Source organism: Phytopseudomonas daroniae, assembly GCF_004327275.1.
Classification (GTDB): Bacteria; Pseudomonadota; Gammaproteobacteria; order Pseudomonadales; family Pseudomonadaceae; genus Aquipseudomonas; species Aquipseudomonas daroniae.
Genome location: NZ_QJUJ01000002.1, coordinates 374,687 through 397,378, shown reverse-complemented (window position 1 = coordinate 397,378; position 22,692 = coordinate 374,687). Strand labels below are relative to the sequence as shown.

The following is a 22,692-nucleotide window of genomic DNA, read 5'->3' as shown; positions in this document are numbered from 1 at the left end:
GCTGCGCCCCGATGAAAATTTTTGCGCTAACCCCTTGTGCTGCAAAACTTTTTCAGTACAATTCGGCGCATTCGGAGTGTAGCGCAGCTTGGTAGCGCGTCTCGTTCGGGACGAGAAGGTCGCAGGTTCGAATCCTGTCTCTCCGACCACCTTATAGTTTCAACATGTCCTAGCATGTCTCGAAACCCCAAGAAAACCGGCCCCTGTGGCCGGTTTTTTTGTTTGTCATCCCACCTTCTTCTTCCTGCAGCCACATGCATCTCTGCGCACTCGGAACGCTCGATTCATCAAAGCGTGCCCGCCGAGTGCCCGCCATTTACCTTCAATCAGTGCCCACTCAGCGGGGATAGACCATCGAGTCGGGCAGTACCCCTCTCCCCTCCTCCCTTGTCTGCACGAAAGCGAAACCATGGTTTTCAGCACCATTAAAATATCCTTTAAGAAAATATTTTCCTTTAGGAAAAATATAGGTAGTATAAACAGCACGCCATGGTTGGAGCTTGCTGTTCTCTGCCATGCATTTGGCGTAGAGCCTGATCAGCTCTGGATACGCCAAAAGATGTTGGTGGGCCGAACTCCTACCCCTAATAAAAAAGCGGCGTTGCTACCGTAACTGCGCTATTCAGCACCGTCGAAGTGCTGGTGATTTTACTACTGCCCGATAAATCCAATTCCAATGCAGAGTAAGAGCTATGACCCATACAACCGACTCGATTCGGAACAGACTTACCCTCACTACCGCAATCCTCGGACTCTTCGTGTTTTCCTTGCTCGAAAGCATGATTGCTCCCGCGTTACCCAGCATTCGTGCCGAGTTGAACATCACCCCGACTCAGGTTGGCTGGGTATTCACTGGTCTGCTGCTATCCGGCGCCGTCTCGACCGCCCTCATTGGCAGATTGGCGGATCTTTACGAAAAACGCTGGGTATTCTGTGGGGTAATGACAATCGCCTCACTCGGTGTGGTTCTTGCCGCATTGGCCGACTCGATCACCTTTCTCGCTATCGGACAGGCACTACAGGGAGTCGGATTCGGCTTGGTTCCTCTGTGTCTTGGTTTGGTCAAGGAACTGATGCCGAGGGATCGCGCATCGTTTGGAGTGGGAATGGTGATGGTTGCCATCTGCCTGAGCACGCTGCTCGGGTTGCTGATAGCTGGCACCTTGGTGGCGAACTTCGGTTACCAGGCCATCTACTGGCTGCCGTTGCTCGCCTTGATCGGCTGCACACTAGTGATGGTCGTTCTGCAGCAAGGAAGCGATCTGCAACCTGCCAGTCACGGCGATAAACAGGTGGACTGGCTTGGAGGCTTTCTCCTGGCAGTCAGCCTGAGCGGGTTGCTGCTCGCCCTGACGCTGGCGCCCGACGAAGGCTGGACGGCTTTTCCGGTGCTTGGACTATTCGCAGTCTTCGCGGTTGGCATGTCGCTTTGGGTCGCTCACGAAAAGCGGACATCCTGTCCGCTGGTAGATCTGACTCTGCTTCAGGATCGCCGCGTATACATCAGCGCCTTCATCGCCTTCGCGGTCGGATTCTGTTCGCTTTCCGCCTACGTGCTAGTGCCTTTGTTTGTGCAGGCGGATCCGGCCGGTGGATACGGTCTAGGCGCGACGGTCGAACAGATTGGCATGTATCTGGTGCCGTTCGGTATCGCCTCCAGTGCCATCGCGCCGCTGGTGAGTCGTCTTGAGCGCCTGACCAACCCTCGCCTGGTCATGATTCTGGGGATGCTGGCACTTGTGCTCGGGTTGCTGCTGCTTGCGCTTATGGATAGCAGCCGAACACAGGTTCTCATCGCAATGACGTTGATTGGCCTGGGCACCGGGCTCGCATTGTCGGAAATGCTGAGTGTTGTCGTACGCACCGTCAGCATTGACCGAGCCGCCGGAATCAGCGGGTTGATGTACGTGATCCGCAATATCGGGGCCACCACTGGCGCACAGCTGAGCGTCACGATGCTGGGGGTCGCGACCGACACGTCCAGCGGCACCACGGCGTTCGTGGGCTATCAATGGGCGTTATTCATCGCGATGGGCATAGGGGCGCTGGCCGTTCTGGCAGCCATTTGCTTCCCGACTTCAGCCGCAGACGAGGTTCGCTCGCAGGTACCTGACGGGGCTAACTGAAGCGCCCTACACGTTCGACCTTTCCCCTCCAGATCAAACCTGTCCTGTGCTTTGGCACATGGAGAATACGATGAAGAAATTGATCAGCATACTGGCCATGCTGGGTCTGCCTGCATCCGCATGGGCCGATTTCAGCGTGTCGCCTTATACCATTCTCGACCTGTCGTACAACAACGTATCGAATGCCGCCCACAAGGACGGCGGTTCAGGGAACCGCGGCACGGTTCGCGTGAACAGCAGCTATGCCAGCCGCTGGGGAGCCAAGGCCAACTATAGCTTTCTCGATGATCAGGAGCTGTTCGTCCAGTACGAGCAAGCCATCAGGAAAGAGGATGGCGATATCAAGACAGGACTGGACAAGCGCTATCTCAGGGTGGCGCTGGTGGGCTATCGCTCCCCACTGGGGATCGTCCGCTATGGTCAGGATTATGGGATCAGTTGCTGGGCCTTGGACTACGACCCTCTGATGGGGCGCCTGGTCAGCAGCAGCTCGCAGTTGTACTTTCGCGACCAGCCCTTCGTTGGCCATGCCCTGAGCTATGACAGTCCCGAGATAGGCCCATTCAGGGCCCGATTCCAGTACAGCACCGAGCAGCATGCCAGGGGGATGCTCTTCGATGTCAAGAAGACCTACGGAGCAACCCTGACCTACACCCGGGGTGACATCTCAGTGCAGGCAGGGATGGATGAGCAGTATTCCCCTGACGGCGATCTCGACCTCCTTTTCGGGTATTCCCGATTCAGCTACTTGGCGGGCTCGTGGCAACTCGACGACTTGACGCTACTCGCCGGCTACTCCCAACTCAAGGCCAGGGGTGCCCCCGTTGGTACCCCGAAACGGGCCGACCACGCCTGGTTTGGCGGGCGCTACAGGATGAGTCCGACCTGGGCAGCATCAGCGTCCCTTTACCAGACCGATGCCCGTCAGCTCGGTGAGGCCAGCATGCTCGCCGGGCTGCTGGAGTACGCCGCGAGCAAGCACCTGAGCATCTGGAGCTCCGCGGCCTACATGGTCAATAGCGGACATTCGAGCTTCGCCGTCAACGGCGTCGATACGCCGTTACCGGGCCAGTCGCAGACATCCTTGAGTGTGGGCATGACCTACATCTATCGCTGATCCTCCCAGCAGACCTAGGAAAAGAGCATGCATACCCACTGCGGAGTTGCCGCCATAGGCGCCGGAGCCATCAGTTTCGCTACAGCGTTGCGGCTGCGGCTTGCCGGTCGCCAGGTCGTCCCGATCGATTCTCAGCACCTCGGCCGAGGCTTCGTGTGCCAGCCCATGCAGAGAGGAATGAGGGACGCCGGGACTGTCGAGTTCGGCACGACCAGGGTACCTGACTGGCGCCGGGCGCAAATGCTGGTGACGCTGGCGGGGGCGACCTTGGGAATCGTGGCAAACCTGATTCAGGGGCGTACTCCTTCCTGCGAACTGGACGCGCCGTGCCCCGAACGATTCGACAAACCAGACTACGCATTGGAGACCACAGCATGAAATTCCATGACGCCCAGACCCTTGCAAAACACCTGGACTGGAAGAGCCTCATCGACGCGCAGCGGCATATGTACGACTTGCCCTGCGAGGTTCCGCCCCGGCCCCATTATGAGCTGGGAGCCGCCACGGGAGAGGCGGGTACGGTACTGATCATGCCAGCGTGGAACAGCCGCTATTTCGGGGTGAAAACCGTTCTGGTCACACCCGGCAACCGCGCTCGCGGCCTTTCCGCCTTGCACTCCACCTATATCCTTTCCTGCCGTGAAACGGGCGAGCCGCTGGCCGCGTTCGATGGCAACGTCATCACGTCCCGGAGAACGGCCGCGGCATCCGCCCTGGGTGCGGATTTTCTCGCCCGTAAAGATGCCAGGAACCTGCTGCTGGTAGGCGCCGGACGCGTGGGCTCTCTGGTTCCCCAGGCCCACCGGCAGGTTCGCGAAATCTCCGCCGTGCGGGTCTGGGACATCGATCCAGCCCAATCCCGACGGCTGGTCACCGAGCTGCGCGACGAAGGGTTCGATGCCGAGGTTGCCCGCTCCATCGAAGCGGATCTGGCCTGGGCCGATGTCGTTTCAACCGCCACGCTCGCGTGCGCGCCGATCGTGGCGGGCGCCTGGCTGAAGGCCGGTACGCATGTCGACCTGATAGGCAGCTTCACACCACGGATGCGTGAGGCCGATGACGAGGTCATGCGCCGTGGCCAGGTGTTCGTCGACACCTACATGGCACTGACCGAGTCCGGTGACCTGGTTCAACCGTTGGCCAGTTTCATGACCGAGAGCGCCATCAGAGGGTCGCTGCAGCAGCTCTGCACAGGCTCGACTCGTGGGCGAGACAACGCCGACGAGATTACGGTCTTCAAGGCCGTTGGTCACGCCCTTGCCGACCTGGTTACAGCCGTTGCTGCTTACCAACGCCTGTGCTGAGAGAGGCCTCCTCCCACGGGTTCAATTCCCAAGAGACGTAAAGATGATGCATTCAAAAGAGCTCCAAACCTTCGTGGACCAGATACTGGCTCGCCAGACACTGCCCTTGCCAGGCGTAGTTGTCAGTGTCGCCAGAGGGGAACGACTAGAGTCGGCCTTCCATGATCGCAACCTGTCCGCTGGCCGGGAGAACGTCGAAGAACGCACACGATTCCGTTATGGCTCTTTCACCAAGGTACTGGTCGCCGCACTGGTATGTCAGTTGGTCGACAAGGGTCTGCTTGCTCTCGACGACGAAGTATCTCGCCACCTGCCCGAGTTCACCCTTGCGGATGTCACTGTTCGCCACTTGTTGAGCCACACCGGAGGCCTGATCGATCTCTGGCATTACGCCAAGACGCCCGATGAAGTTATTGCTCAGGTGGTGAAAGTCGGGCTTTGCAGCGAGCCGGGCAGACTGTTTTCCTATTCAAACCCAGGTTATGTCGTGCTCGGGCGGCTGGTCGAGCGCATCAGCGGCCTGGACTGGGTGGAACTGTTGAGGCGCGAGTGGTTGCAGCCACTCGGCATCGACTCGATCACCAACGGCGTGGAGACAGCGGCCTTCGAAGCCCAGGAATATTATTTTTGCCAGGAAACCCGTGAGCTGCGCGAGGGCGCTCTCTGGCCCGACACGGGGGTTGGGTTCGATGCCGCCGGGGGGCGGTTGCAGGGAACGGCGCAAGACGCCGCCCTGATTGCCGCTGCGATCATGACCGGTACGGTTCCCGGCAACGGCGCACGCCTGCTTTCGCCGTCGATGGTGGAGCAGATGCTCACGCCCCAGGCAAAGGTGCCGGGCGCCGGCCTGATCGGCAGTCACTGGTGCCTCGGCTGGTCGCTGCTCACTGGCGAGCGGACGTCGGCACCGGTCTATGGCCACTTCGGCGGAACCTCGGTCATTGTTGCCGCCTGCCCGAGGCAAGACATGGCCTGCGCCGTGCTGACCAACTCTCCCTTCGGTACCCGCATGGGCCAAAGCCTGGTCAAACACTATTTTGGCAAGGATCCGGGCACACCGGAGCGCGAACCGCAGAGCGTGCCTCCTCACGACCTTACCCGGCTTGTCGGGCGATACAAGAGCGAGACCATGGAGGTGGAGATACGCCAGGAGAACGGCTTGTTGCTGATGACAAATCCCATGGATGGTCAGTTCATACCGCTGCAGCACCTGTACGACCTGAACTTCTGCATGGACTTCGATGCAATGGTGGTAGATGTCGTGTTCATGACGGCCAGCGATGAGGAGCGTCCTTCACTTATCCACTTCGCATTACGTGCCCTGTACCGTGTGCCCGATCAAGCGCAGGCCCCGGCATGAACACCGCTGTCAGCAGACCGCTGATATGGGACAACCATGGATGCATGCCTTTGCGGCCGGGTGATACAAGCTACATGGAAAGGCTGGCCGCCGTCCGCGCTGCAGGTGTATCGGTGCTGTCGATCAATGTGGCCTTCGGCGACGATGACATCGAAAAGGCCATGCGGATGCTGGCTACATTCCGCCAGTGGCTTTCCATGCGTTCCGAAGACTATTGCCTGGCCAGAAGCGTCGATGACATCAGACGAGCACACGCCCAAGGGCGCCTCGCCATCGTTTTCGATATCGAAGGCGCCGATGCCATCAGTGGCAGCCTGGAAATGCTGTCGCTCTATTACGAACTCGGCGTGCGCTGGATGCTGCTGACCTATAACCGGAATAATCGTTACGCCGGTGGCTGCCACGATACGGATACCGGGCTGACTACGGCCGGTAAAGCCTTGATCGAAGAAATGGCACGCGTCGGCATGGTGGTCTGTGCCTCGCATGCTGGCCCTGTCAGCGCGCTGAGCATTATCGATACCTCGCCCCATCCAGTGATCTTTTCACACTCGAATGTACGTGCTGTCCACGCTCACCCGCGCAACATCAGCGACGAAGCGATTCTCGCCTGTGCAAGACGCGGAGGCGTTATCGGCCTTTCCGGCATTGGTCTGTTCCTGGGTACGAAAGAACAGCTCACAAAAACCCTGGCCGAGCACATCGACCACGTAGTGCAACGGGTGGGTATCGACCATGTCGGTCTGGGTTTGGATCATGTATTCGACATACGCGAGCTGGAAGAGTACCTCGCGTCTCGGGACAAGACCTTCCCAGCCGAGGGTGGGTATGAGCAGCTCCGCGAGATGTTGTCGCCCGCCGATATCCCACAACTTGCCGAGCATCTTTCGGCGCGCGGCTACGACTCGGCGTCCCTGGCAAAAGTGCTCGGCGGAAACTGGACGCGTATTGCCGAACAAGTCTGGAAATGAACAATTTCTTTAAGGATCAGGACAGCGTCATGCACATACCCACTGTAGAACTGCTTTCGTCTTTGACTATGGATCTCCAGGACTACCAGGTAAAAACCGACTGTATTGTCTTGGGTGTCTTTGAAGACCAGATACTCGATAAGTCGTACTTTCTGCCGAACTCTTCGTCGGAGGTATTGATCAATGCGGGTGTGACAGGGCTGAAGCCCGGACGAGCCAGGGATGTCCTGACTCCTGCGAGGCGCTACATTCTGGCCGGGCTGGGTCGATACGCCGAATTCGACATGGAGGCGCTTCGGGCAGCCACCCAGCTACTGGCGGCTGCGCTGCTCGAGTCAGGATGTCGCCGAGCCTACTGGATACTGGACAGTTTCGGGCAGAGCTTGTCGTTACAAGACAAGCTCCGCGAGATTGCCTTTTCCCTTCATAGAGCGACGTACATTCCACCCAAGATAAGTGGCCAGACGACCCAAGTGGATGATGCAGCCCTGCACAACGTCCTGGTATCAGGTCAGGTGGTCTCGGCAGAACATTCTCTTGCGTTGGATAACGCCCTTCACTGCATCGAAGGCATGAGGGTGGCTCAGGATCTGAGTAACCTGCCTCCCAACCATTGCACTCCAGCGGTGCTGGCAGAACGTGCCCAGGCCCTGCAAGGCCAAGCCTTGAGCTGCGAGGTGCTGGCACAGGAAGATATCGAGACTCTTGGCATGGGTGGCCTGCTGGCGGTCGCTCAGGGAGCATGCGTCCCGCCCCGTTTCATCATCATGCAATACACGGGTACAGCACCCTCCACCTCGCCGGTCGTGCTGATTGGCAAAGGTGTGACCTTTGACAGCGGAGGTCTTTCAATAAAGCCGTCGAGTGCTCAGGAGGACATGAAGTTCGACATGGCCGGTGCGGGGATCGTCATCGGCGTGATGCGCGCAGCGGCCTTGGCAAAACTATCGATCAATGTCGTCGCCCTGATTCCCGCCTGTGAAAACATGCCCAGCGGAAAGGCTTGTCGCCCCGGGGATGTCATCACCACGTTGTCTGGCAAGACGGTAGAAATTCTCAATACCGATGCCGAGGGACGCCTCATACTCTGTGACGCACTGACCTATGCTCACCGTTTCGCTCCCTCTGCCGTCATCGATGTGGCAACCCTTACCGGCGGGGTGATAGCGGCGCTCGGGCATCACCGCAGTGGCCTGTTCGCCAATGATGAAACGCTGGCGGCAGAGCTGCTGCATGCCGCCGACTCAAGCGCAGACCTGATCTGGCGTTTGCCGTTGGACAAGGCCTACCGGGAGCCTCTGCTAAGCCGTAACGCCGATCTAGCGAATTACCGGAAAGGCTCACCCTCAAGCATCACCGGGGCGATGTTCCTCAATGAGTTCACCGAAGGGTTGAGCTGGGCTCATCTGGACATAGCCGGCACAGCCTGGATATCCGGCAAGGAGTCCGAAGCCACCGGGCGAACGATACCGCTGCTTTTTGAATACCTGAGAGCCCGTGCATCGCGTGGCTGATCATTTATCTTCGTAGTAGACCCACAGAACCTGAGCCGGCTTTTTGCTGGTCGAAATACCAGCCTGGCCCATCGGACTATCGAAGTACAGGCTGTCACCGGTTTCAAGATCTACCGGTTCGTAATGCTCAAGATACACACGGACAGAACCCGATAGAACGTATACGAATTCCTCTCCTCGAATATTCAGCGCCTGTGGGAAATTTTCTGTTGTTCGAGCCTTCAGAGTGACGATGGCAGTATGCATTCGACGCTGTTTGAGATCGGTATGCCGCAGCTCATAAATATGCTGATCCGTTTGATGAACGACTCCCTCCCCCCTGCGAACGATACTTTTCCTGCCAGTGGGCGGAGTTGCCGCCTTGTCAGTGAGCAAATCATTGATATCTGTCTGCAACCCATTGGAAAGTTTCAGAATGACATCGAGCGTGGGGGACATCTGACCGTTCTCAATCTTCGACAGTGTCGAGATCGCGACACCCGTGATTGCACTGGTCTGTTGCAGAGTGAGCTGACTTTTCTTGCGCAGTGCTTTGACCCTGCGCCCCAGTGCCGCTTCGTTCGACAGGCTCGTATCAAGGCTGGACAAGGAAGTTTCCTACGGAAAGTGTTCGTCGAAATAGTATATTTCCAAAAGGAAAATAAACATATCAGAAGCGCCTGTGTCGTGATCACGTTTTAGTGGATACCCGGATAGGCATTTCAGGTAGTCGCCTTCTCGAAATCGACCGGTAATTGACAACTCAACAATGAGTGAATCAGTGAGTGTTGTAGAACTTGATCCGGCTGAGCGTCTTTCCCAGTAATCCGTGAGGAACCATAAAAAAGCCCGCCACAAGGGCGGGCCAGGTGACCTCCCCCTAGCCGGGGAGGTCGACGACATCTGCTGTCAGGAAACCTTGCCAGCAGCGTCGCCAGGGACAGTCACGATGTCCGGGCGACCACCGGAAGCCAGTTCGCGCTGCAGGGTGTCTTCGTCGAGCTCTTTACACCACTTGGCGACCACGATGGTGGCAACGCCGTTACCGATCAGGTTGGTCAGGGCGCGGGCTTCGGACATGAAGCGGTCGATACCCAGGATCAGCGCCAGGCCGGCGACCGGCAGGTGGCCGACAGCCGACAGCGTGGCGGCCAGGACGATGAAGCCACTACCGGTAACGCCCGCAGCACCTTTGGAGGCGACCAGCAGCACCAACAGCAGGGTGATCTGGTGAGTGATATCCATCGGCGTATCGGTGGCCTGGGCGATGAATACCGCAGCCATGGTCAGGTAGATCGAGGTACCGTCGAGGTTGAAGGAGTAACCGGTAGGAATCACCAGGCCGACGACCGTCTTGTTGGCACCGAGTTTTTCCATCTTGGTCAGCATGCGTGGCAGGGCCGATTCGGACGACGAAGTACCCAGCACGATCATCAGTTCTTCGCGGATGTAACGGATCAGGCGCAGCACGCTGAAACCATGAGCGCGGGCGATACCACCGAGAACGACGAGCACGAAGAACACACAGGTGATGTAGAAGCAGATCATCAACTGACCGAGCTGCACCAGCGAGCCGACACCGTACTGACCGATGGTGAAGGCCATGGCGCCGAAGGCACCGATGGGCGCGAGCTTCATGATCATATTGATGATGCCAAACATCACGTGGGCGATGCGATCGATGAACTCGAGTACCGGACGGCCGAACTCGCCCATGCGCTGCAGGGCGAAGGCGAAGATCACCGAGAAGAACAGTACCTGCAGGATGTCGCCGTTGGCGAACGCACCGACCACAGTGGACGGGATCACGTTGAGCAGGAAGCCGATGGTGCTCTGCGCTTCACCCGCCTGGGCATAGGCCGCGATTTTGCTGGCATCCAGCGTGCTCGGATCGATGTGCATGCCGGCGCCCGGCTGCACCACGTTGACCACGACCAGACCGATGATCAGGGCGATGGTGGAAACGATCTCGAAGTACAACAGCGCGTAGCCGCCGGTTTTACCGACTGCCTTCATGTCCTGCATGCCGGCGATGCCACTAACGACGGTACAGAAGATGATGGGTGCGATGACCATCTTGATCAGCTTGACGAAGCCATCGCCGAGCGGTTTGAGGGCAACCCCCGTTTCCGGATAGAAGTGACCGAGAAGGATGCCCACGGTGATGGCAAACAGCACCTGGACATAGAGCATTTTGTAGAACGGTTGACGGACAACGTCGTTCGTTGTGGCAGTCATGGTGAATCCTCATGGGCACGGAATGACATCCTCGACGTCCGCACCACCTTTCTTGTTTAGGCGCCAACCCTCCTACCTGGAGGGATTTGTTATAGGCACGCTCATCGCGACCATGACGCTGCAAAAGCAAGCGCCATGCCACACAAGAAATATTCGGATAAACCCTTTTAAATCAGTGCATTAAAATAGACAAAGACACTCCAGACGGAAGTGTCTGGCGGTTTTCCGCACGGCACCTCTGGCAACCGTGGCGGATTCCCCCCAACAGCGAAAGACAAGCCTGGACGTGTTCTAAATGCGTACCCGAAACGCCGCCCCACCCAGTTCGGACTCCTCGAGAAACAGCTCACCGTCGTAGCTCTCGATGATGTCCTTGACCACGGCGGTGCCGATGCCTTGCCCGGGATGCTGGGCATCCAGGCGTTCGCCACGACGCAGAATGCGCTCACGCTGATCGACTGGCACACCGGGGCCGTCGTCTTCGACACACAGGTGACAAGCGCCGTTTTCGATACTGGCGGAAATCCGCACCTGGCCCAGGCACAGGCGGTAGGCGTTCTCCAGCAGGTTGCCCAGCAATTCGAGCAGCGCCGCGCGCTCCATGGGAATTTCCAGCCAGGGATCGAACTGTCGTTGTACGGCTACCTGCTTGCCACGATAAACCTTGTCGAGTGCCTCGCAGAGGTTGTCCACCACTCGTACCAACGGCACCCGGTGACGCACCAGGCCGCTCTTGCGCAGGCTGGCGCGCTGCAACTGATAGCCGATCTGCTGACTCATGCGCTCGATCTGCCCCTGCAGGATCTGCGACTGCTCACGGCTTTCCGGCTGGGTCGCGATGACCTCGGCCGCCCCCTGCAATACGGAAAGTGGGGTTTTCAGGCTATGCGCCAGGTCGTCCAGGGAATGGCGATAACGCTCGCGCTGCTGGCGTTCGCTGTCCAGCAGGCGGTTCAGCGAGCCGGTCAGGCGCAGCAGTTCGCGGGGATGCTCATCACTCAGACGCTCGCGAGTGCCGCCCTCCACTTCGTCCAGCTCTTCGCGCAGCCCACGCAAACTGCGAAAACCCCAGGTCAGACCGAACCACAGTAGCCCGAGAAGCAATAACAGGGCGCCGCCGAGCCACAGATAGAGCTGGCTCATGAAATCGTTGTACAGGGCCTGGGTATCGCTGGCCGGCTGCATGGTAACGATGCTGAAGGCCGCGTTCTGTCCGCGCAGCAGCTTGATTTCCACGTCATAGATATAGAATTCGCGGCCCTGACGATCCGAGACTCGCAACAGCTCATCACCGCGGCCGTCGTACCGCGGCAGGTAGGAGACGGAAATGTCCCGCGCCGAGCGTGATTTCCAGACCAGGTGCCCGTCACGGTCATAAATGAAACCCAGCAGTTGCGCATCGGGAATATCGAATTCCTCGTCGGGCAACTTGCTCGGCATCCGCAGCTTGCCATCGTCGGTACGGGCAGCGGAGATCAGCGTGCCAGCGTCAGCGGCCAGGCGTTTCTCGACGGATTTTTCCAGGGCAATCAGAAAGGCGCCACGTAAAGCCGGCAGCAGTGCCAGCATGAACAGCACCGCAAGCACAGTGCTGCCAAGCATCAGACGCAGACGCAAGGAAGAAATCCAGCGGTCTCGCAATCGCCTGAAGCCTGACGTCATCGGCAGCGCTCGGTAAACAGGTAGCCCTGACCACGCACCGTTTCGATGGGTTTGAAGCCGTTGCTGCTTTCCAGCTTGCGGCGCAGACGACCGACCAGTACCTCGATCACATTGGGATCGCGCTCGTCGTCATCGGGATAGAGTTGCTCGATCAGACGTTCCTTGGGCACCACTTGCTGGTGGTGGCGCATCAGGTATTCGAGAATGCGGTATTCGTAGGCGGTCAGGCCCATGCCGGCACCATCGATGAGCGCCTGCTTGCGGTTCATGTCCAGCAGCAATGGGCCAGCCTCGATGGTCGACTGAATGAAGCCGGAGGAACGGCGCAACAAGGCGTTGAGGCGTGCCTCCAGCTCTTCGAACTGGAATGGCTTGACCACATAGTCGTCGGCACCGGAGGCCAGGCCTTCGACCTTGTCCTGCCAGTTGCCACGGGCAGTGAGGATCAGAATGGGAAAGGTCTTGTCGCGGCTGCGTAGCTGGCGAATCAGATCCAGCCCGCTGATGCCCGGCAGGCCGAGATCGACCACGGCCAGATCATGGTGGTACTCATCGACGCGATACAGCGCCTCTTCGGCGTTGGCGACCGCGTCCACCACGTGGCCCTGCTCGCCGAGTCGGGTATAGAGATGATGACGCAGCAGCGCCTCATCCTCCACGACCAGCAATTTCATCGTTGCATGCCCTCCAACATAAGCTTCAAGCCGCAAGCTTCAAGCGACAAGCCAGAAGCAACGGTGCTCGATTCGGCTTCAACCTACAGCTTGAAGCTTGTTGTCGCTGTTACCGGCTCGCATCGAGCGACTGGTGTCGCTCGATGCGAGCGCGTACGGCCCTTTAGAACTTGTAGTTGGCACCCAGATACCACTGACCGCTGCTATGCAGGTCGAGGGAACCGACCTTGCCCTGCTCGTGCGGGGCGAACTCGGTGCTGGCGTTGGTGCGCAGGTAACGATAGCCACCTTCGACGGAGGCATTCTCGTTGACGTCCTGCAGCAAACCAGCTTGCAGACCGGCAGCATACCCGACATTGGTGTCACGCGAGACACCCGGGCTGTTCTGCTCCAGCTTGACCAGGCCCAGGGTGCCACCACCGAACAGCTTGGTGCCGTTCTCGTTCAGGGGCAGGAAGGCGTCGTAGCTGCCGAGCAGGTTCTGCTGGCGCAGCTTGAGGCCTTTGTTGCTGCCCGAGATGTACTCGTAGGTGCCGTAGTAACGACCAGCGTCAGTCTGTTGACCGGCACGAACACCCCAGGTGCTGGTGTTGTTGATGACGCTGTCGAAGTTCGGGTTACCCAGATTGGCGTTCAGCGCCGAAGACTTCTGGATGTTGTTGCTGGTCTGGCCCCAGGTCAGGCCGGCGAAATTGTCGGCGGCATGGGCGGCGGTCGCGGCGCCGAACACCAGGGAAGTAGCCAGAGCCAGCTTGGTAAGAGTCGCGTTCATGGAGATGCCTCTCGAATGGCAGTGGGTTGATGAAAAACTCGAGAGTCATCCTGCCCGGTGTCGACTGAACCCTGCCTGAACCCTTTCTGAACCACCCCTGAACAACTCGCTCACGGCCCTGTTTCTGCCGCCTGCCACGGAAAAACCGCCCGGGCATTGACTCGGCAATACCCCGACGGCCAGTGAGACTAGCAACCCGATCACCGATAATGCACTCCACGGCCCTGGCCACTGGCGAGGCCACCTGTATCGACTGCCACAAGGGCATCGCCCACAAGCTGCCCGACATGAGCGGCGTACACGGCTGGTAAGCGCCTGGCTGGCGCGGCAGAATGCCGGCCATGATCGATACCGACCTCCCACTCTGTTGCGGCGCCTTGAGCGACGCCTGGCCCTTTGCCCGTCCATTGCCGGGCGCACGGCTGATCAGCACGTATTTCGACCCCACACAGTTGGCACCTACGGATTTCGCCACCGTCGGCGTGCCCGAGGTGCGCGGCGTCGCCAAGCGCCAGGCGGAACACCTGGCCGGTCGACTCTGCGCCCGCGAGGCGCTGCGCCAGGTGACCGGTATCGCCAGCGTGCCTGCGGTAGGCGCTGACCGTTCCCCACAGTGGCCCGCTCAAGTCAGCGGCTCCATCACCCATAGCCACGGCTGGGCGTCGGCCATCGTGGCCCCGCGCTCGCACTGGCTCGGCCTGGGCCTGGACGCCGAACACCTGCTGGCGAGCAAGCGCGCGGAAGGTCTGGCAACGGAAATCCTCACACCCGGTGAACTACAGCGCCTGCACGGCCAGACAGCCGAACAGCGGGCGCTACACATCAGCCTGACCTTCTCGCTCAAGGAAAGCCTGTTCAAGGCGCTCTACCCGCTGGTGCACAAGCACTTCTATTTTCAGGATGCCGAGCTGCTCGACCTCGACCCCGATCAAGGCAGCGCGCGCCTACGCTTGCTGATCGAGCTGAGCGATGAGTGGCCAGCCGGCAGCGAACTGAGCGGGCTGTATGTCGACCAGGAACAGCGGTTGCTCAGCCTGGTGGCCGTCCCGGCCTGAAGCACTGAGTAGGGTGGACGACGCTTTATCCGTCCACCAAACCGTAATCGTAGGCTGTAGGGTGGGCCGGGCGGCGATCCGCTTCAGCCCACCGATACGTATGGTTCAAGCAGAAATGCCAAAGGGCCGCTGTCGATTGCCCCTCCCACCTGAAACGTCAACAGCGCCGTGGGCAAATCCGATAAACTCGGCACATTGCCGTCCGGAGTGCCCCATGCGCGAAGAACTGAATCAAGGCCTGATCGATTTTCTCAACGCCTCACCTACACCCTTTCACGCCACCGCCAGCCTGGCCATGTGCCTGGAGGCCGCCGGTTATCGGCATCTCGACGAGCGCGCGACCTGGCATACCGAGCCCGGCGGCCGCTATTACGTGACCCGCAACGATTCCTCGATCATCGCCTTCAAGCTGGGCCATCGTGCGCCTGTCGAGGGTGGTATCCGCCTGGTTGGCGCCCACACCGACAGCCCCTGCCTGCGCGTGAAGCCGAACCCCGAACTGCAACGCCAGGGCTTCTTCCAGCTTGGCGTGGAAGTCTACGGCGGCGCCCTGCTCGCGCCCTGGTTCGACCGTGACCTGTCCCTGGCCGGCCGCGTGACCTACCGGCGTGACGGCAAGGTGGAAAGCCAGCTGATCGACTTCTATCAGCCGATCGCCGTCATCCCCAGCCTAGCCATTCACCTCAACCGCGAGGCCAATCAGGGTTGGGCGATCAATGCGCAGACCGAACTTCCGCCGATCCTCGCTCAGCTCGCTGGTGCCGAGGGTGCTGATTTCCGCGCCCTGCTCAGCGAACAGCTGGCCATGGAACACGACTTCAGCGCCGACGCGGTGCTGGACTACGAATTGAGCTTCTACGACACCCAGAGCGCCGCGGTAGTCGGCCTCAACCAGGACTTCATCGCCGGTGCGCGTCTGGACAACCTGCTGTCCTGCTACGCCGGCCTGCAGGCCCTGCTGGATGCCAGCGACGAAGAAACCTGCGTGCTGGTGTGCACCGACCACGAGGAAGTAGGCTCCTGCTCGGCCTGTGGTGCCGACGGCCCGATGCTCGAGCAGGTGCTGCGCCGCGTGCTGCCGGAGGGCGACGGTTTCGTACGCACCATTCAGCGCTCGCTGCTGGTTTCCGCCGACAACGCCCATGGCGTGCACCCGAACTACGAAAGCAAGCACGACGGCAACCACGGCCCCAAACTCAACGCAGGGCCGGTGATCAAGATCAACAGCAACCAGCGCTACGCCACCAACAGCGAAACCGCCGGGTTCTTCCGCCATTTATGCCTGGAAAACGAAGTGCCGGTACAGAGCTTCGTGACCCGTAGCGACATGGGTTGCGGCTCGACCATCGGCCCGATCACCGCCAGCCGCCTTGGCGTGCGCACGGTGGATATCGGTCTGCCGACCTTCGCGATGCACTCGATTCGCGAGCTGGCTGGCAGCCAGGATCTGGCGCATCTGGTGAAAGTACTCGGCGCCTTCTACAACAGCCATGACCTGCCCTGAGGCCAGCATGATCGAACATATCCGCAACAGCCTGATCGAGGCCAGCCGCGCGCTGGACGCCTTTCTTGCCAACGAGCAGACCCTGGCCAATATCGAACAGGCGGCCAGCCTGCTGGTGGCCAGTTTCGAGGCCAAGGGCAAAGTGTTTTCCTGTGGCAATGGCGGCTCCATGTGCGACGCCATGCACTTCGCCGAGGAGCTCACCGGGCGTTATCGCAAGAACCGTCCGGGCATTGCCGCGGTATCGATCAGCGACGCCAGCCATATCAGCTGCGTGGCCAACGACTTCGGTTACGACCACATTTTCTCGCGCTACGTGGAATCCCACGGCCGCGAAGGCGATGTGCTGCTGGCCATCAGCACCAGCGGCAAGAGTCCCAACGTGGTCAAGGCTGCCGAAGCCGCCAAGGCATTGGGCATCAAGGTCATCGCCCTGACCGGCAAACCCGGCTCGCTGTTGGAGAGCCTGGCCGACGTATGCATCTGCGCACCGGGCGGCGATTTCGCCGACCGTACCCAGGAGCTGCATATCAAGGTGATCCATATCCTCATCGAACTGATCGAGCGCTCGCTCAGCCCGCAGAACTACGCCTGAGATCAGGACGGCGCCGCAGCAGCGTGATGGAGACTTCGCCCACGTGATTCACTCAAGAGCCCTGCTGTCCTGTCTGTTACTGGTGCTATTGACCTTGCTGCCCGGCGTCGATGCCCAGGCTGCCGGGCTCCCTGGCCTGCTCGGTGGCGGCAGCAGCGAAAGCGCCCAGGCCGACCAGCCGCTGGATCGTTCGCTGGATGAAGTGATCAAGTCGCTGGAGGACAACAAGCAGCGCACGCAGTTGCTCAATGACCTGAAAGCCCTGCGTGACGCGCAACAGACGCAGGCGGATGCCCGCACCGGTGTATTGGGGCTGATCGGCAGCACCTTGGGCGGTATCGAAAAACAGTTCTCCGGGGCCGATAGCCCATTGGCACGCTGGCAACTGGAGCTGGCCCACAGCCAGGATGAGCTGGTCGCGCTGATGCCCGAGCCCGGCAAGCGCCTGGCGCTGATCAGCAGCTTCGCCCTGATTCTCGGCGTGTGGAGCCTGCTGGCCATCACCCTGCATGCCCTCAGCCATCAAGTACGCATACGCTTCGGCCTGGCCGAGGAACTGCCGCAAAACCCACGACCCAGCGACCTGCTGCGTTTTGCCCTGCGCAAGCTCGGCCCCTGGTTCGCCGCCTTGCTGATCACCGGCTACCTGAGCTACGTGCTGCCGGCCTCCCTGGGCCGCGACCTGGCCATGGTGCTGGCCTACGCCCTGCTGTTCGGCACCTGCTTCTCGGCTATCTGCGTGATCGCCTTTTCCCTGCTTGACGGCCCGCATCGCCGCACTGCCCTGCACATCCTCCGGCGCCGGGCCTTCCGGCCGTTGTGGCTGATCGGCAGCTTCGCCGCCTTCGGCGAGGCGCTGAACGACCCGCGCCTGATCGACAGCCTCGGCACCAACCTGGCGCATACCACCGCGACCATCGTCAACGTGCTGGCGGCCCTGTCGACCGGCCTGTTCATCCTGCGTTTCCGCCGGCCCATCGCCCATCTGATGCGCAACCAGCCGCTGTCGCGGCGCCTGACCCGGCGCGGCATCAGCGAAACCGTGCAAGTGCTAGGCAGCCTGTGGTACCTGCCGGCGCTGGTACTGGTGGCCATTTCGCTGTTCGCCACCTTCGTTTCCGCCGGCGATACCAGCACTGCACTGCGCCAGGCGCTGATCTGCAGCGTGCTGCTGGTGACCTGCATGGTGGTCAACGGTCTGATTCGCCGCCGGATGCTCAAGGCTCGCCTCAAGCATCGCCGCAATGCCCAGTACTTCGAACGCTTCCAGAGCTTCTTCCATACCCTGGTGACGTTCGCCATCTGGCTGTTGTTCACCGAACTGGGTCTGCGCGTGTGGGGCCTGTCGCTGATCCGCTTCGCCCAGGGCGACGGCCACGAGATCAGCGTCAAGCTATTCGGCCTCGGCGCCACCCTGGCCTGCGGCTGGCTGGTGTGGATTCTCAGTGATACAGCGGTGCATCACGCCCTGACCCGCTCGCGCAAGGGGCAGACCAACGCCCGCGCGCAGACCATGATGCCGTTGATCCGCAACGTGCTGTTCATCAGCATCTTCATCATCGCGGCGATTGTCGCTCTGGCCAACATGGGCATGAACGTCACGCCGCTGCTTGCCGGTGCCGGCGTCATCGGCCTGGCCATCGGCTTCGGCGCGCAATCGCTGGTGGCGGATCTGATCACCGGGCTGTTCATCATCATCGAAGATTCTCTGGCCATCGACGATTACGTCGATGTCGGCGGCCACCTCGGCACCGTCGAAGGCCTGACCATTCGTACCGTGCGCCTGCGCGACATCGACGGCATCGTGCACACCATCCCGTTCAGCGAGATCAAAAGCATCAAGAACTACTCGCGGGAATTCGGCTACGCCATCTTCCGCGTCGCCGTGCCCCACGACATGAACATCGACGATGCCATCAAGCTGCTGCGCGACGTGGCTACCGAGCTGCGCAACGATGTGCTGATGCGCCGCAATATCTGGTCGCCGCTGGAGATTCAGGGTGTGGAGAGTTTCGAATCAGGTAACGCCGTACTGCGTGCCCGCTTCAAGACCGCGCCGATCAAGCAGTGGGAGGTGTCCCGCGCCTTCAACCTGGCGCTCAAACGGCACCTGGACGAATCCGGGCTTAGCCTGGCAACGCCACGCCTGAATATCCAGATGACCGCCGTCAATCCGACCAGCCAGGAAACTCAGTAAGCGGTCGGACGCGCTGGCAAAGCGGAACCAGCGCACATCCATACGGGCTCACCCGGCCTCGCTCGCACAGGCCGGCGAGCATTGCGCTACCATGACGGCACATTTTCCAATCGATAGGGACATCCCATGGATATTTCCACCCTCATCATCATTGCCGTACTGGTCGCTGCCGTCTTCTACGTGATCAGTATCTACAATCGCCTGGTCACTCTGCGTAACCGTTACCAGAACGGCTTCGCGCAGATCGAAGTGCAGCTCAAGCGCCGTTACGACCTGATCCCCAACCTGGTGGAAACCGCCAAGGCCTACCTTTCACACGAGCGCGAAACCCTGGAAGCCGTGGTCGCTGCCCGTAACGGCGCCGTCGAGAGCCTCAAGCAAGCTTCGCAGAACCCTGGCGATGCCCAGAGCATGAACCTGCTGGCCAACGCCGAGGGCGTGCTGAAGAACGCCATGGGGCGCCTCAACGTGACGGTCGAGGCCTACCCGGATCTCAAGGCCTCGCAGAACATGCAGCAGCTCAGCGAAGAGTTGAGCAGCACCGAGAACAAGGTGGCTTTCGCCCGCCAGGCCTACAACGATGCGGTCACCGCCTACAACGCCTACCGCCAGAGTTTCCCACCCGTGGTACTGGCTGGCGCCTTCGGCCACGGCAGCGATGCCGCCCTGCTGGAATTCGCCGACAGTGCGGCGATTCAGGAAGCCCCGAAAGTCTCCTTCTGAGCACGGCGGATCAGATGGATTTTTTCGAGCAACAGGATCGCGCCAGGCGCAACAGCTCGCGCCTGGTGATACTGCTGATACTGGCAGTGACCACCCTGATCGGCACCACCACCCTGGTGATCGCCATTGCCTGGCAGGTTTATCAATACGGCGATTACAGCCTGCAGGCGCTCAGTAGCGAGTTGCTCGCCAGCGTGGCGGTGGTGGTTGTCGGCGTGGTGTTCCTCGGCTGGGCATTCAAGGCCCTGCAGTTGCGATCGGGCGGCAAGGTGGTTGCCGAACGCCTTGGCGGACGCCTGCTCAACTTGCACCCGCAGGGCGTACATGAGCAGCGCGTGCTCAATGTGGTGGAAGAAATGGCACTGGCTGCCGGCACCCCGGTACCGCCGGTGTACCTGCTCGAGGAGCAGTCGATCAATGCGTTCGCCGCTGGGTTGCGTCCGGAAAACGCGGTGATCGGCGTGACCCGCGGCGCTATCGAAAAACTCAGCCGTGATGAACTGCAGGGCGTGATCGCCCATGAATTCAGCCATATCCTGCACGGCGACATGCGCCTCAACACCCGCTTGGTGGCCGTGCTGCACGGCATTCTGCTACTCGGCCTGATCGGCGAACTGGTGCTGCGCGGCGGCAGCCACACTCGTCATGCACCACGCAGCAGCTCCAACGACAAGGGCCGCGGCAATGCCGTTGCACTGGTCATGGTGGTCGGCCTGGCGCTGTTGATCATCGGCTATGCCGGTACCTTCTTCGGCAACCTGATCAAGGCGGCCGTGAGCCGTCAGCGCGAGTTTCTTGCCGATGCCTCGGCCGTGCAGTACACCCGCAACCCCAGCGGCATCGCGGGCGCGCTGAAGAAGCTTGGCGGCGGCTCGCAGATCGGAGCCAGTCATGCCGCGGAATACAGCCATATGTACTTCGGCCAGGGCCTGGCGCTGAACAGGATGATGGCCACTCACCCGCCGCTGGAAGAGCGCATCCGCCGCATCGAGCCAAACTGGGACGGTGTGGTGCTTGGCAACGAGGTGTTCGAACGCCCCACTCGTGCGCCATCGGATGCGCGGGAGGCAACGGCTGGCTTCAGCGCCGCCGCCGCGGGCGTCGCCATCGCCAGCATCGGCGAACCTCAGCCCCTGCATATCGAGGAAGCCCGCGAAAACCTGGCGCAAATCGACGACCGCCTGCGCGATGCCGCCCATGACCCCCATGGAGCCCTGGCCATCCTCTATGGCCTGTTACTCGGCCGCGATACAGATACACGCCAGCAACGCATGGCCTGGATGCAGGCCAATCTGCCGCCGCTCTTGTCTGACCGCCTGCTGGAGCTGGGTACAGCGCTGGAGCAGTTGCCGGCTGGCCGACGCCTACCCTTGCTGGAGCTGGCCATTCCGGCACTCAAGCAACTCGAACCTCAGGATTTCGTCGCACTCAAGCGCGACATCGGCACTCTGCTGATCAGCACCAAGCAGCTGGATCTGATCGAATGGGCCTTGTTACGCATCGTCGAACGTAACCTGGGCATGCAGCGCACGGTTCAGGGACGCTTGCCTCTGGCAGCATTGGGCACCGAGAGCTGCGTTCTGCTGGTCGCCCTGGCTCGGGCCGGGAATACCACCGAGGAAACCGCGACCGAAGCCTTCCAGGCAGCCTGGAGTACCTTGCCCTTCACCCCCCGGGTATTCGCCGAACAACCACAGGCGGAGATCACCCAGTTGAACGACGCCCTCAACCGACTCAACCTGATGCGCCCACTGCAGAAACCACAGTTGCTCAAGGCCATGGCCCGCTGCATCGAGCACGACGGCCGCATCAGCGCCAGCGAGGCGGAGCTGATGCGCGCCGTGGCAGATACGCTGGACTGCCCCATGCCGCCGCTGTTGAGCGATAGCCAGGTTTGAACGTGGTGCCAGGGTGATCACCGTTTACGGTGGAAATGGCTGCAGTTGGTGGGCTGAGGCCCACCAGATGTGTACATATCTTCTCGGTCATACCCCGAGGCTCTGAGCCCCCTAAAGCCCCGACCGCCCCGCCGCACCGAACACCTGCGTCCAGTAGATGGTCGCCTGGCTCTGCGGGTTGCTGGCATAGGCGGCGCCCATGTCGCGGAAGTCCGGGTTCATCAGGTTGTAGCAGTGCGAGGGGCTTGCCAGCCAGCCTTCGACCACCTGTTGCGCGCGGCCCTGGCCAGCGGCGATGTTCTCGCCGATCACCGTCCAGGCATAGCCGGTTGCGGTCGCACGCGCTCCCACCAGGCTGCGGTCGCTGCCCTGGTGGCTGAACAGGCTGTTCATCGCCATATCGCGGCTGTGGGCCAGCGCGGCCTGGCCGAGTGAATCATTCCAGCTCAGCGGATCGGCGGCGTCGAACGGCTGGTCGCCACAACGCCGTGTGCTGCCCCGCGCCTCGTTGACGGCAGCGAGAATCGCCTTGCCTTCTTCCTGCCAGTCGCCAAGCCGAGCCGGCAACAGGGCGCGCCCCAGCACCACCTGCCAGCTATTGCCTTCGTGTAGTACGCCGACGTCGGCGAATTGCGCATCCAGCAACTGCGCACAGTACGACTGGCGCAACATGGCCATGGCTGCCTCGGCGCTGTCCGGCCCCGTCACCCTGATCAATTGCACGGCCGCAGGTTGATAACCGGTCTGTTGCAGAGCCTGCTGCAACTGCTCGGATGAGCTCACCGTCTGGCCAGCCAGGCGCCGATCGGGCGCCAGCGGGCCTGCCGCCGGGCTGGGCTGGCCATCGCAGCCCTGGCCCGCTTCACGGTAATTGTTGATCAGCCTGGTCAGTTGCTCTGAATCATCGCCCCATGCGCTACCGACGACACTCGCGCAAAGCAGCATCACCACAGCGGCCACTTGCCGAACGTGCTTGGGTGAATCCCTCATCCATGCTTCCTCT

18 protein-coding genes, 1 tRNA gene and 1 pseudogene are annotated in these 22,692 nt (G+C 60.7%); 14 read left to right on the top strand and 6 right to left on the bottom strand.

Features of this window, described 5'->3' with window-relative positions:
* The first annotated feature begins 72 nt into the window (after nucleotides 1-72).
* The 7 genes from DNK10_RS06965 to DNK10_RS06935 all read left to right on the top strand — a co-directional run bounded on the left by DNK10_RS06965 (nucleotide 73) and on the right by DNK10_RS06935 (nucleotide 8,392).
* A tRNA-Pro gene (locus DNK10_RS06965) sits at nucleotides 73-149 on the top strand.
* A 543-nt stretch (nucleotides 150-692) separates the two neighbouring features.
* Nucleotides 693-2,126 carry an MFS transporter gene (locus tag DNK10_RS06960; protein WP_131191024.1) on the top strand — a complete coding sequence of 478 codons (1,434 nt, stop codon included), beginning with the start codon at nucleotides 693-695 and terminating at the stop codon, nucleotides 2,124-2,126.
* A gap of 70 nt (nucleotides 2,127-2,196) precedes the next feature.
* Nucleotides 2,197-3,243: a porin gene (locus tag DNK10_RS06955; RefSeq protein ID WP_165495956.1), complete on the top strand. Its 1,047-nt coding sequence runs from the start codon at nucleotides 2,197-2,199 to the stop codon at nucleotides 3,241-3,243.
* Between the two features lie 374 nt (nucleotides 3,244-3,617).
* Nucleotides 3,618-4,547, top strand: coding sequence for a bifunctional Delta(1)-pyrroline-2-carboxylate/Delta(1)-piperideine-2-carboxylate reductase (gene lhpI, locus DNK10_RS06950; RefSeq protein WP_131191022.1), 930 nt, complete (start codon nucleotides 3,618-3,620; stop codon nucleotides 4,545-4,547).
* Nucleotides 4,548-4,590: 43 nt separating this feature from the next.
* Nucleotides 4,591-5,907 carry a serine hydrolase domain-containing protein gene (locus DNK10_RS06945; RefSeq protein WP_131191021.1) on the top strand — a complete coding sequence of 439 codons (1,317 nt, stop codon included), beginning with the start codon at nucleotides 4,591-4,593 and terminating at the stop codon, nucleotides 5,905-5,907.
* On the top strand, nucleotides 5,904-6,878 hold the full coding sequence (locus DNK10_RS06940; RefSeq protein WP_131191020.1) for a dipeptidase: 975 nt from the start codon (nucleotides 5,904-5,906) through the stop codon (nucleotides 6,876-6,878). Before DNK10_RS06945 ends, DNK10_RS06940 begins: the two co-directional genes overlap by 4 nt.
* On the top strand, nucleotides 6,875-8,392 hold the full coding sequence (locus DNK10_RS06935) for a leucyl aminopeptidase (protein WP_131178395.1): 1,518 nt from the start codon (nucleotides 6,875-6,877) through the stop codon (nucleotides 8,390-8,392). The genes DNK10_RS06940 and DNK10_RS06935 overlap by 4 nt, the downstream gene beginning before the upstream one ends.
* Here the strand turns inward: DNK10_RS06935 and DNK10_RS06930 are convergent, their stop codons facing one another.
* The 5 genes from DNK10_RS06930 to DNK10_RS06910 all read right to left on the bottom strand — a co-directional run bounded on the left by DNK10_RS06930 (nucleotide 8,393) and on the right by DNK10_RS06910 (nucleotide 13,717).
* Nucleotides 8,393-8,980 carry a helix-turn-helix domain-containing protein gene (locus tag DNK10_RS06930; protein WP_131178396.1) on the bottom strand — a complete coding sequence of 196 codons (588 nt, stop codon included), beginning with the start codon at nucleotides 8,978-8,980 and terminating at the stop codon, nucleotides 8,393-8,395.
* 300 nt (nucleotides 8,981-9,280) lie between these two features.
* A complete protein-coding gene (locus tag DNK10_RS06925) occupies nucleotides 9,281-10,609 on the bottom strand; it encodes a dicarboxylate/amino acid:cation symporter (protein ID WP_131178397.1) in 1,329 nt (442 codons plus the stop codon).
* A gap of 291 nt (nucleotides 10,610-10,900) precedes the next feature.
* Complete coding sequence (locus DNK10_RS06920) at nucleotides 10,901-12,271, bottom strand: ATP-binding protein (RefSeq protein WP_131178398.1); 1,371 nt, start codon at nucleotides 12,269-12,271, stop codon at nucleotides 10,901-10,903.
* A complete protein-coding gene (locus tag DNK10_RS06915) occupies nucleotides 12,268-12,945 on the bottom strand; it encodes a response regulator (protein ID WP_131178399.1) in 678 nt (225 codons plus the stop codon). The genes DNK10_RS06920 and DNK10_RS06915 overlap by 4 nt, the downstream gene beginning before the upstream one ends.
* Nucleotides 12,946-13,108: 163 nt before the next feature.
* Nucleotides 13,109-13,717, bottom strand: coding sequence for an outer membrane protein (locus DNK10_RS06910; RefSeq protein WP_131178400.1), 609 nt, complete (start codon nucleotides 13,715-13,717; stop codon nucleotides 13,109-13,111).
* Nucleotides 13,718-13,920: 203 nt separating this feature from the next.
* Here DNK10_RS06910 and DNK10_RS06905 point away from each other — a divergent pair.
* The 7 genes and pseudogenes from DNK10_RS06905 to DNK10_RS06875 form a co-directional block, all read left to right on the top strand.
* Nucleotides 13,921-14,028 (top strand): annotated as a pseudogene (locus DNK10_RS06905) (NapC/NirT family cytochrome c); the annotation flags it as partial.
* Between the two features lie 30 nt (nucleotides 14,029-14,058).
* Nucleotides 14,059-14,772: a 4'-phosphopantetheinyl transferase family protein gene (locus DNK10_RS06900; RefSeq protein WP_244216219.1), complete on the top strand. Its 714-nt coding sequence runs from the start codon at nucleotides 14,059-14,061 to the stop codon at nucleotides 14,770-14,772.
* A gap of 214 nt (nucleotides 14,773-14,986) precedes the next feature.
* Complete coding sequence (locus tag DNK10_RS06895) at nucleotides 14,987-16,276, top strand: M18 family aminopeptidase (protein ID WP_131191018.1); 1,290 nt, start codon at nucleotides 14,987-14,989, stop codon at nucleotides 16,274-16,276.
* A gap of 7 nt (nucleotides 16,277-16,283) precedes the next feature.
* On the top strand, nucleotides 16,284-16,871 hold the full coding sequence (gene lpcA, locus DNK10_RS06890) for a D-sedoheptulose 7-phosphate isomerase (protein ID WP_131191017.1): 588 nt from the start codon (nucleotides 16,284-16,286) through the stop codon (nucleotides 16,869-16,871).
* A gap of 46 nt (nucleotides 16,872-16,917) precedes the next feature.
* Entirely contained in the window at nucleotides 16,918-19,068 is a 2,151-nt protein-coding gene (locus tag DNK10_RS06885) for a mechanosensitive ion channel family protein (protein ID WP_131191181.1), read from the top strand.
* Between the two features lie 126 nt (nucleotides 19,069-19,194).
* On the top strand, nucleotides 19,195-19,791 hold the full coding sequence (locus tag DNK10_RS06880) for a LemA family protein (RefSeq protein WP_131191016.1): 597 nt from the start codon (nucleotides 19,195-19,197) through the stop codon (nucleotides 19,789-19,791).
* A 14-nt stretch (nucleotides 19,792-19,805) separates the two neighbouring features.
* The gene (locus tag DNK10_RS06875) at nucleotides 19,806-21,689 is read left to right on the top strand and encodes a M48 family metallopeptidase (protein ID WP_131191015.1); all 1,884 of its coding nucleotides are present in this window, start codon (nucleotides 19,806-19,808) and stop codon (nucleotides 21,687-21,689) included.
* A gap of 111 nt (nucleotides 21,690-21,800) precedes the next feature.
* Here the strand turns inward: DNK10_RS06875 and DNK10_RS06870 are convergent, their stop codons facing one another.
* Nucleotides 21,801-22,679, bottom strand: a complete 879-nt coding sequence (locus DNK10_RS06870; protein WP_131191014.1) for a CAP domain-containing protein — start codon at nucleotides 22,677-22,679, stop codon at nucleotides 21,801-21,803.
* Nucleotides 22,680-22,692: the final 13 nt, after the last annotated feature.

What these genes read in the sequence shown, in the direction of transcription:
- DNK10_RS06910 (WP_131178400.1), bottom strand. Translation starts at nt 13,717, where the DNA reads ATGAACGCGACTCTTACCAAGCTGGCTCTGGCTACTTCCCTGGTGTTC.
- DNK10_RS06875 (WP_131191015.1), top strand. Translation starts at nt 19,806, where the DNA reads ATGGATTTTTTCGAGCAACAGGATCGCGCCAGGCGCAACAGCTCGCGC.
- DNK10_RS06940 (WP_131191020.1), top strand. Translation starts at nt 5,904, where the DNA reads ATGAACACCGCTGTCAGCAGACCGCTGATATGGGACAACCATGGATGC.
- lhpI (WP_131191022.1), top strand. Translation starts at nt 3,618, where the DNA reads ATGAAATTCCATGACGCCCAGACCCTTGCAAAACACCTGGACTGGAAG.
- DNK10_RS06960 (WP_131191024.1), top strand. Translation starts at nt 693, where the DNA reads ATGACCCATACAACCGACTCGATTCGGAACAGACTTACCCTCACTACC.
- DNK10_RS06920 (WP_131178398.1), bottom strand. Translation starts at nt 12,271, where the DNA reads ATGACGTCAGGCTTCAGGCGATTGCGAGACCGCTGGATTTCTTCCTTG.
- DNK10_RS06935 (WP_131178395.1), top strand. Translation starts at nt 6,875, where the DNA reads ATGAACAATTTCTTTAAGGATCAGGACAGCGTCATGCACATACCCACT.
- DNK10_RS06915 (WP_131178399.1), bottom strand. Translation starts at nt 12,945, where the DNA reads ATGAAATTGCTGGTCGTGGAGGATGAGGCGCTGCTGCGTCATCATCTC.
- DNK10_RS06955 (WP_165495956.1), top strand. Translation starts at nt 2,197, where the DNA reads ATGAAGAAATTGATCAGCATACTGGCCATGCTGGGTCTGCCTGCATCC.
- DNK10_RS06880 (WP_131191016.1), top strand. Translation starts at nt 19,195, where the DNA reads ATGGATATTTCCACCCTCATCATCATTGCCGTACTGGTCGCTGCCGTC.
- DNK10_RS06870 (WP_131191014.1), bottom strand. Translation starts at nt 22,679, where the DNA reads ATGAGGGATTCACCCAAGCACGTTCGGCAAGTGGCCGCTGTGGTGATG.
- lpcA (WP_131191017.1), top strand. Translation starts at nt 16,284, where the DNA reads ATGATCGAACATATCCGCAACAGCCTGATCGAGGCCAGCCGCGCGCTG.
- DNK10_RS06900 (WP_244216219.1), top strand. Translation starts at nt 14,059, where the DNA reads ATGATCGATACCGACCTCCCACTCTGTTGCGGCGCCTTGAGCGACGCC.
- DNK10_RS06895 (WP_131191018.1), top strand. Translation starts at nt 14,987, where the DNA reads ATGCGCGAAGAACTGAATCAAGGCCTGATCGATTTTCTCAACGCCTCA.
- DNK10_RS06945 (WP_131191021.1), top strand. Translation starts at nt 4,591, where the DNA reads ATGATGCATTCAAAAGAGCTCCAAACCTTCGTGGACCAGATACTGGCT.
- DNK10_RS06925 (WP_131178397.1), bottom strand. Translation starts at nt 10,609, where the DNA reads ATGACTGCCACAACGAACGACGTTGTCCGTCAACCGTTCTACAAAATG.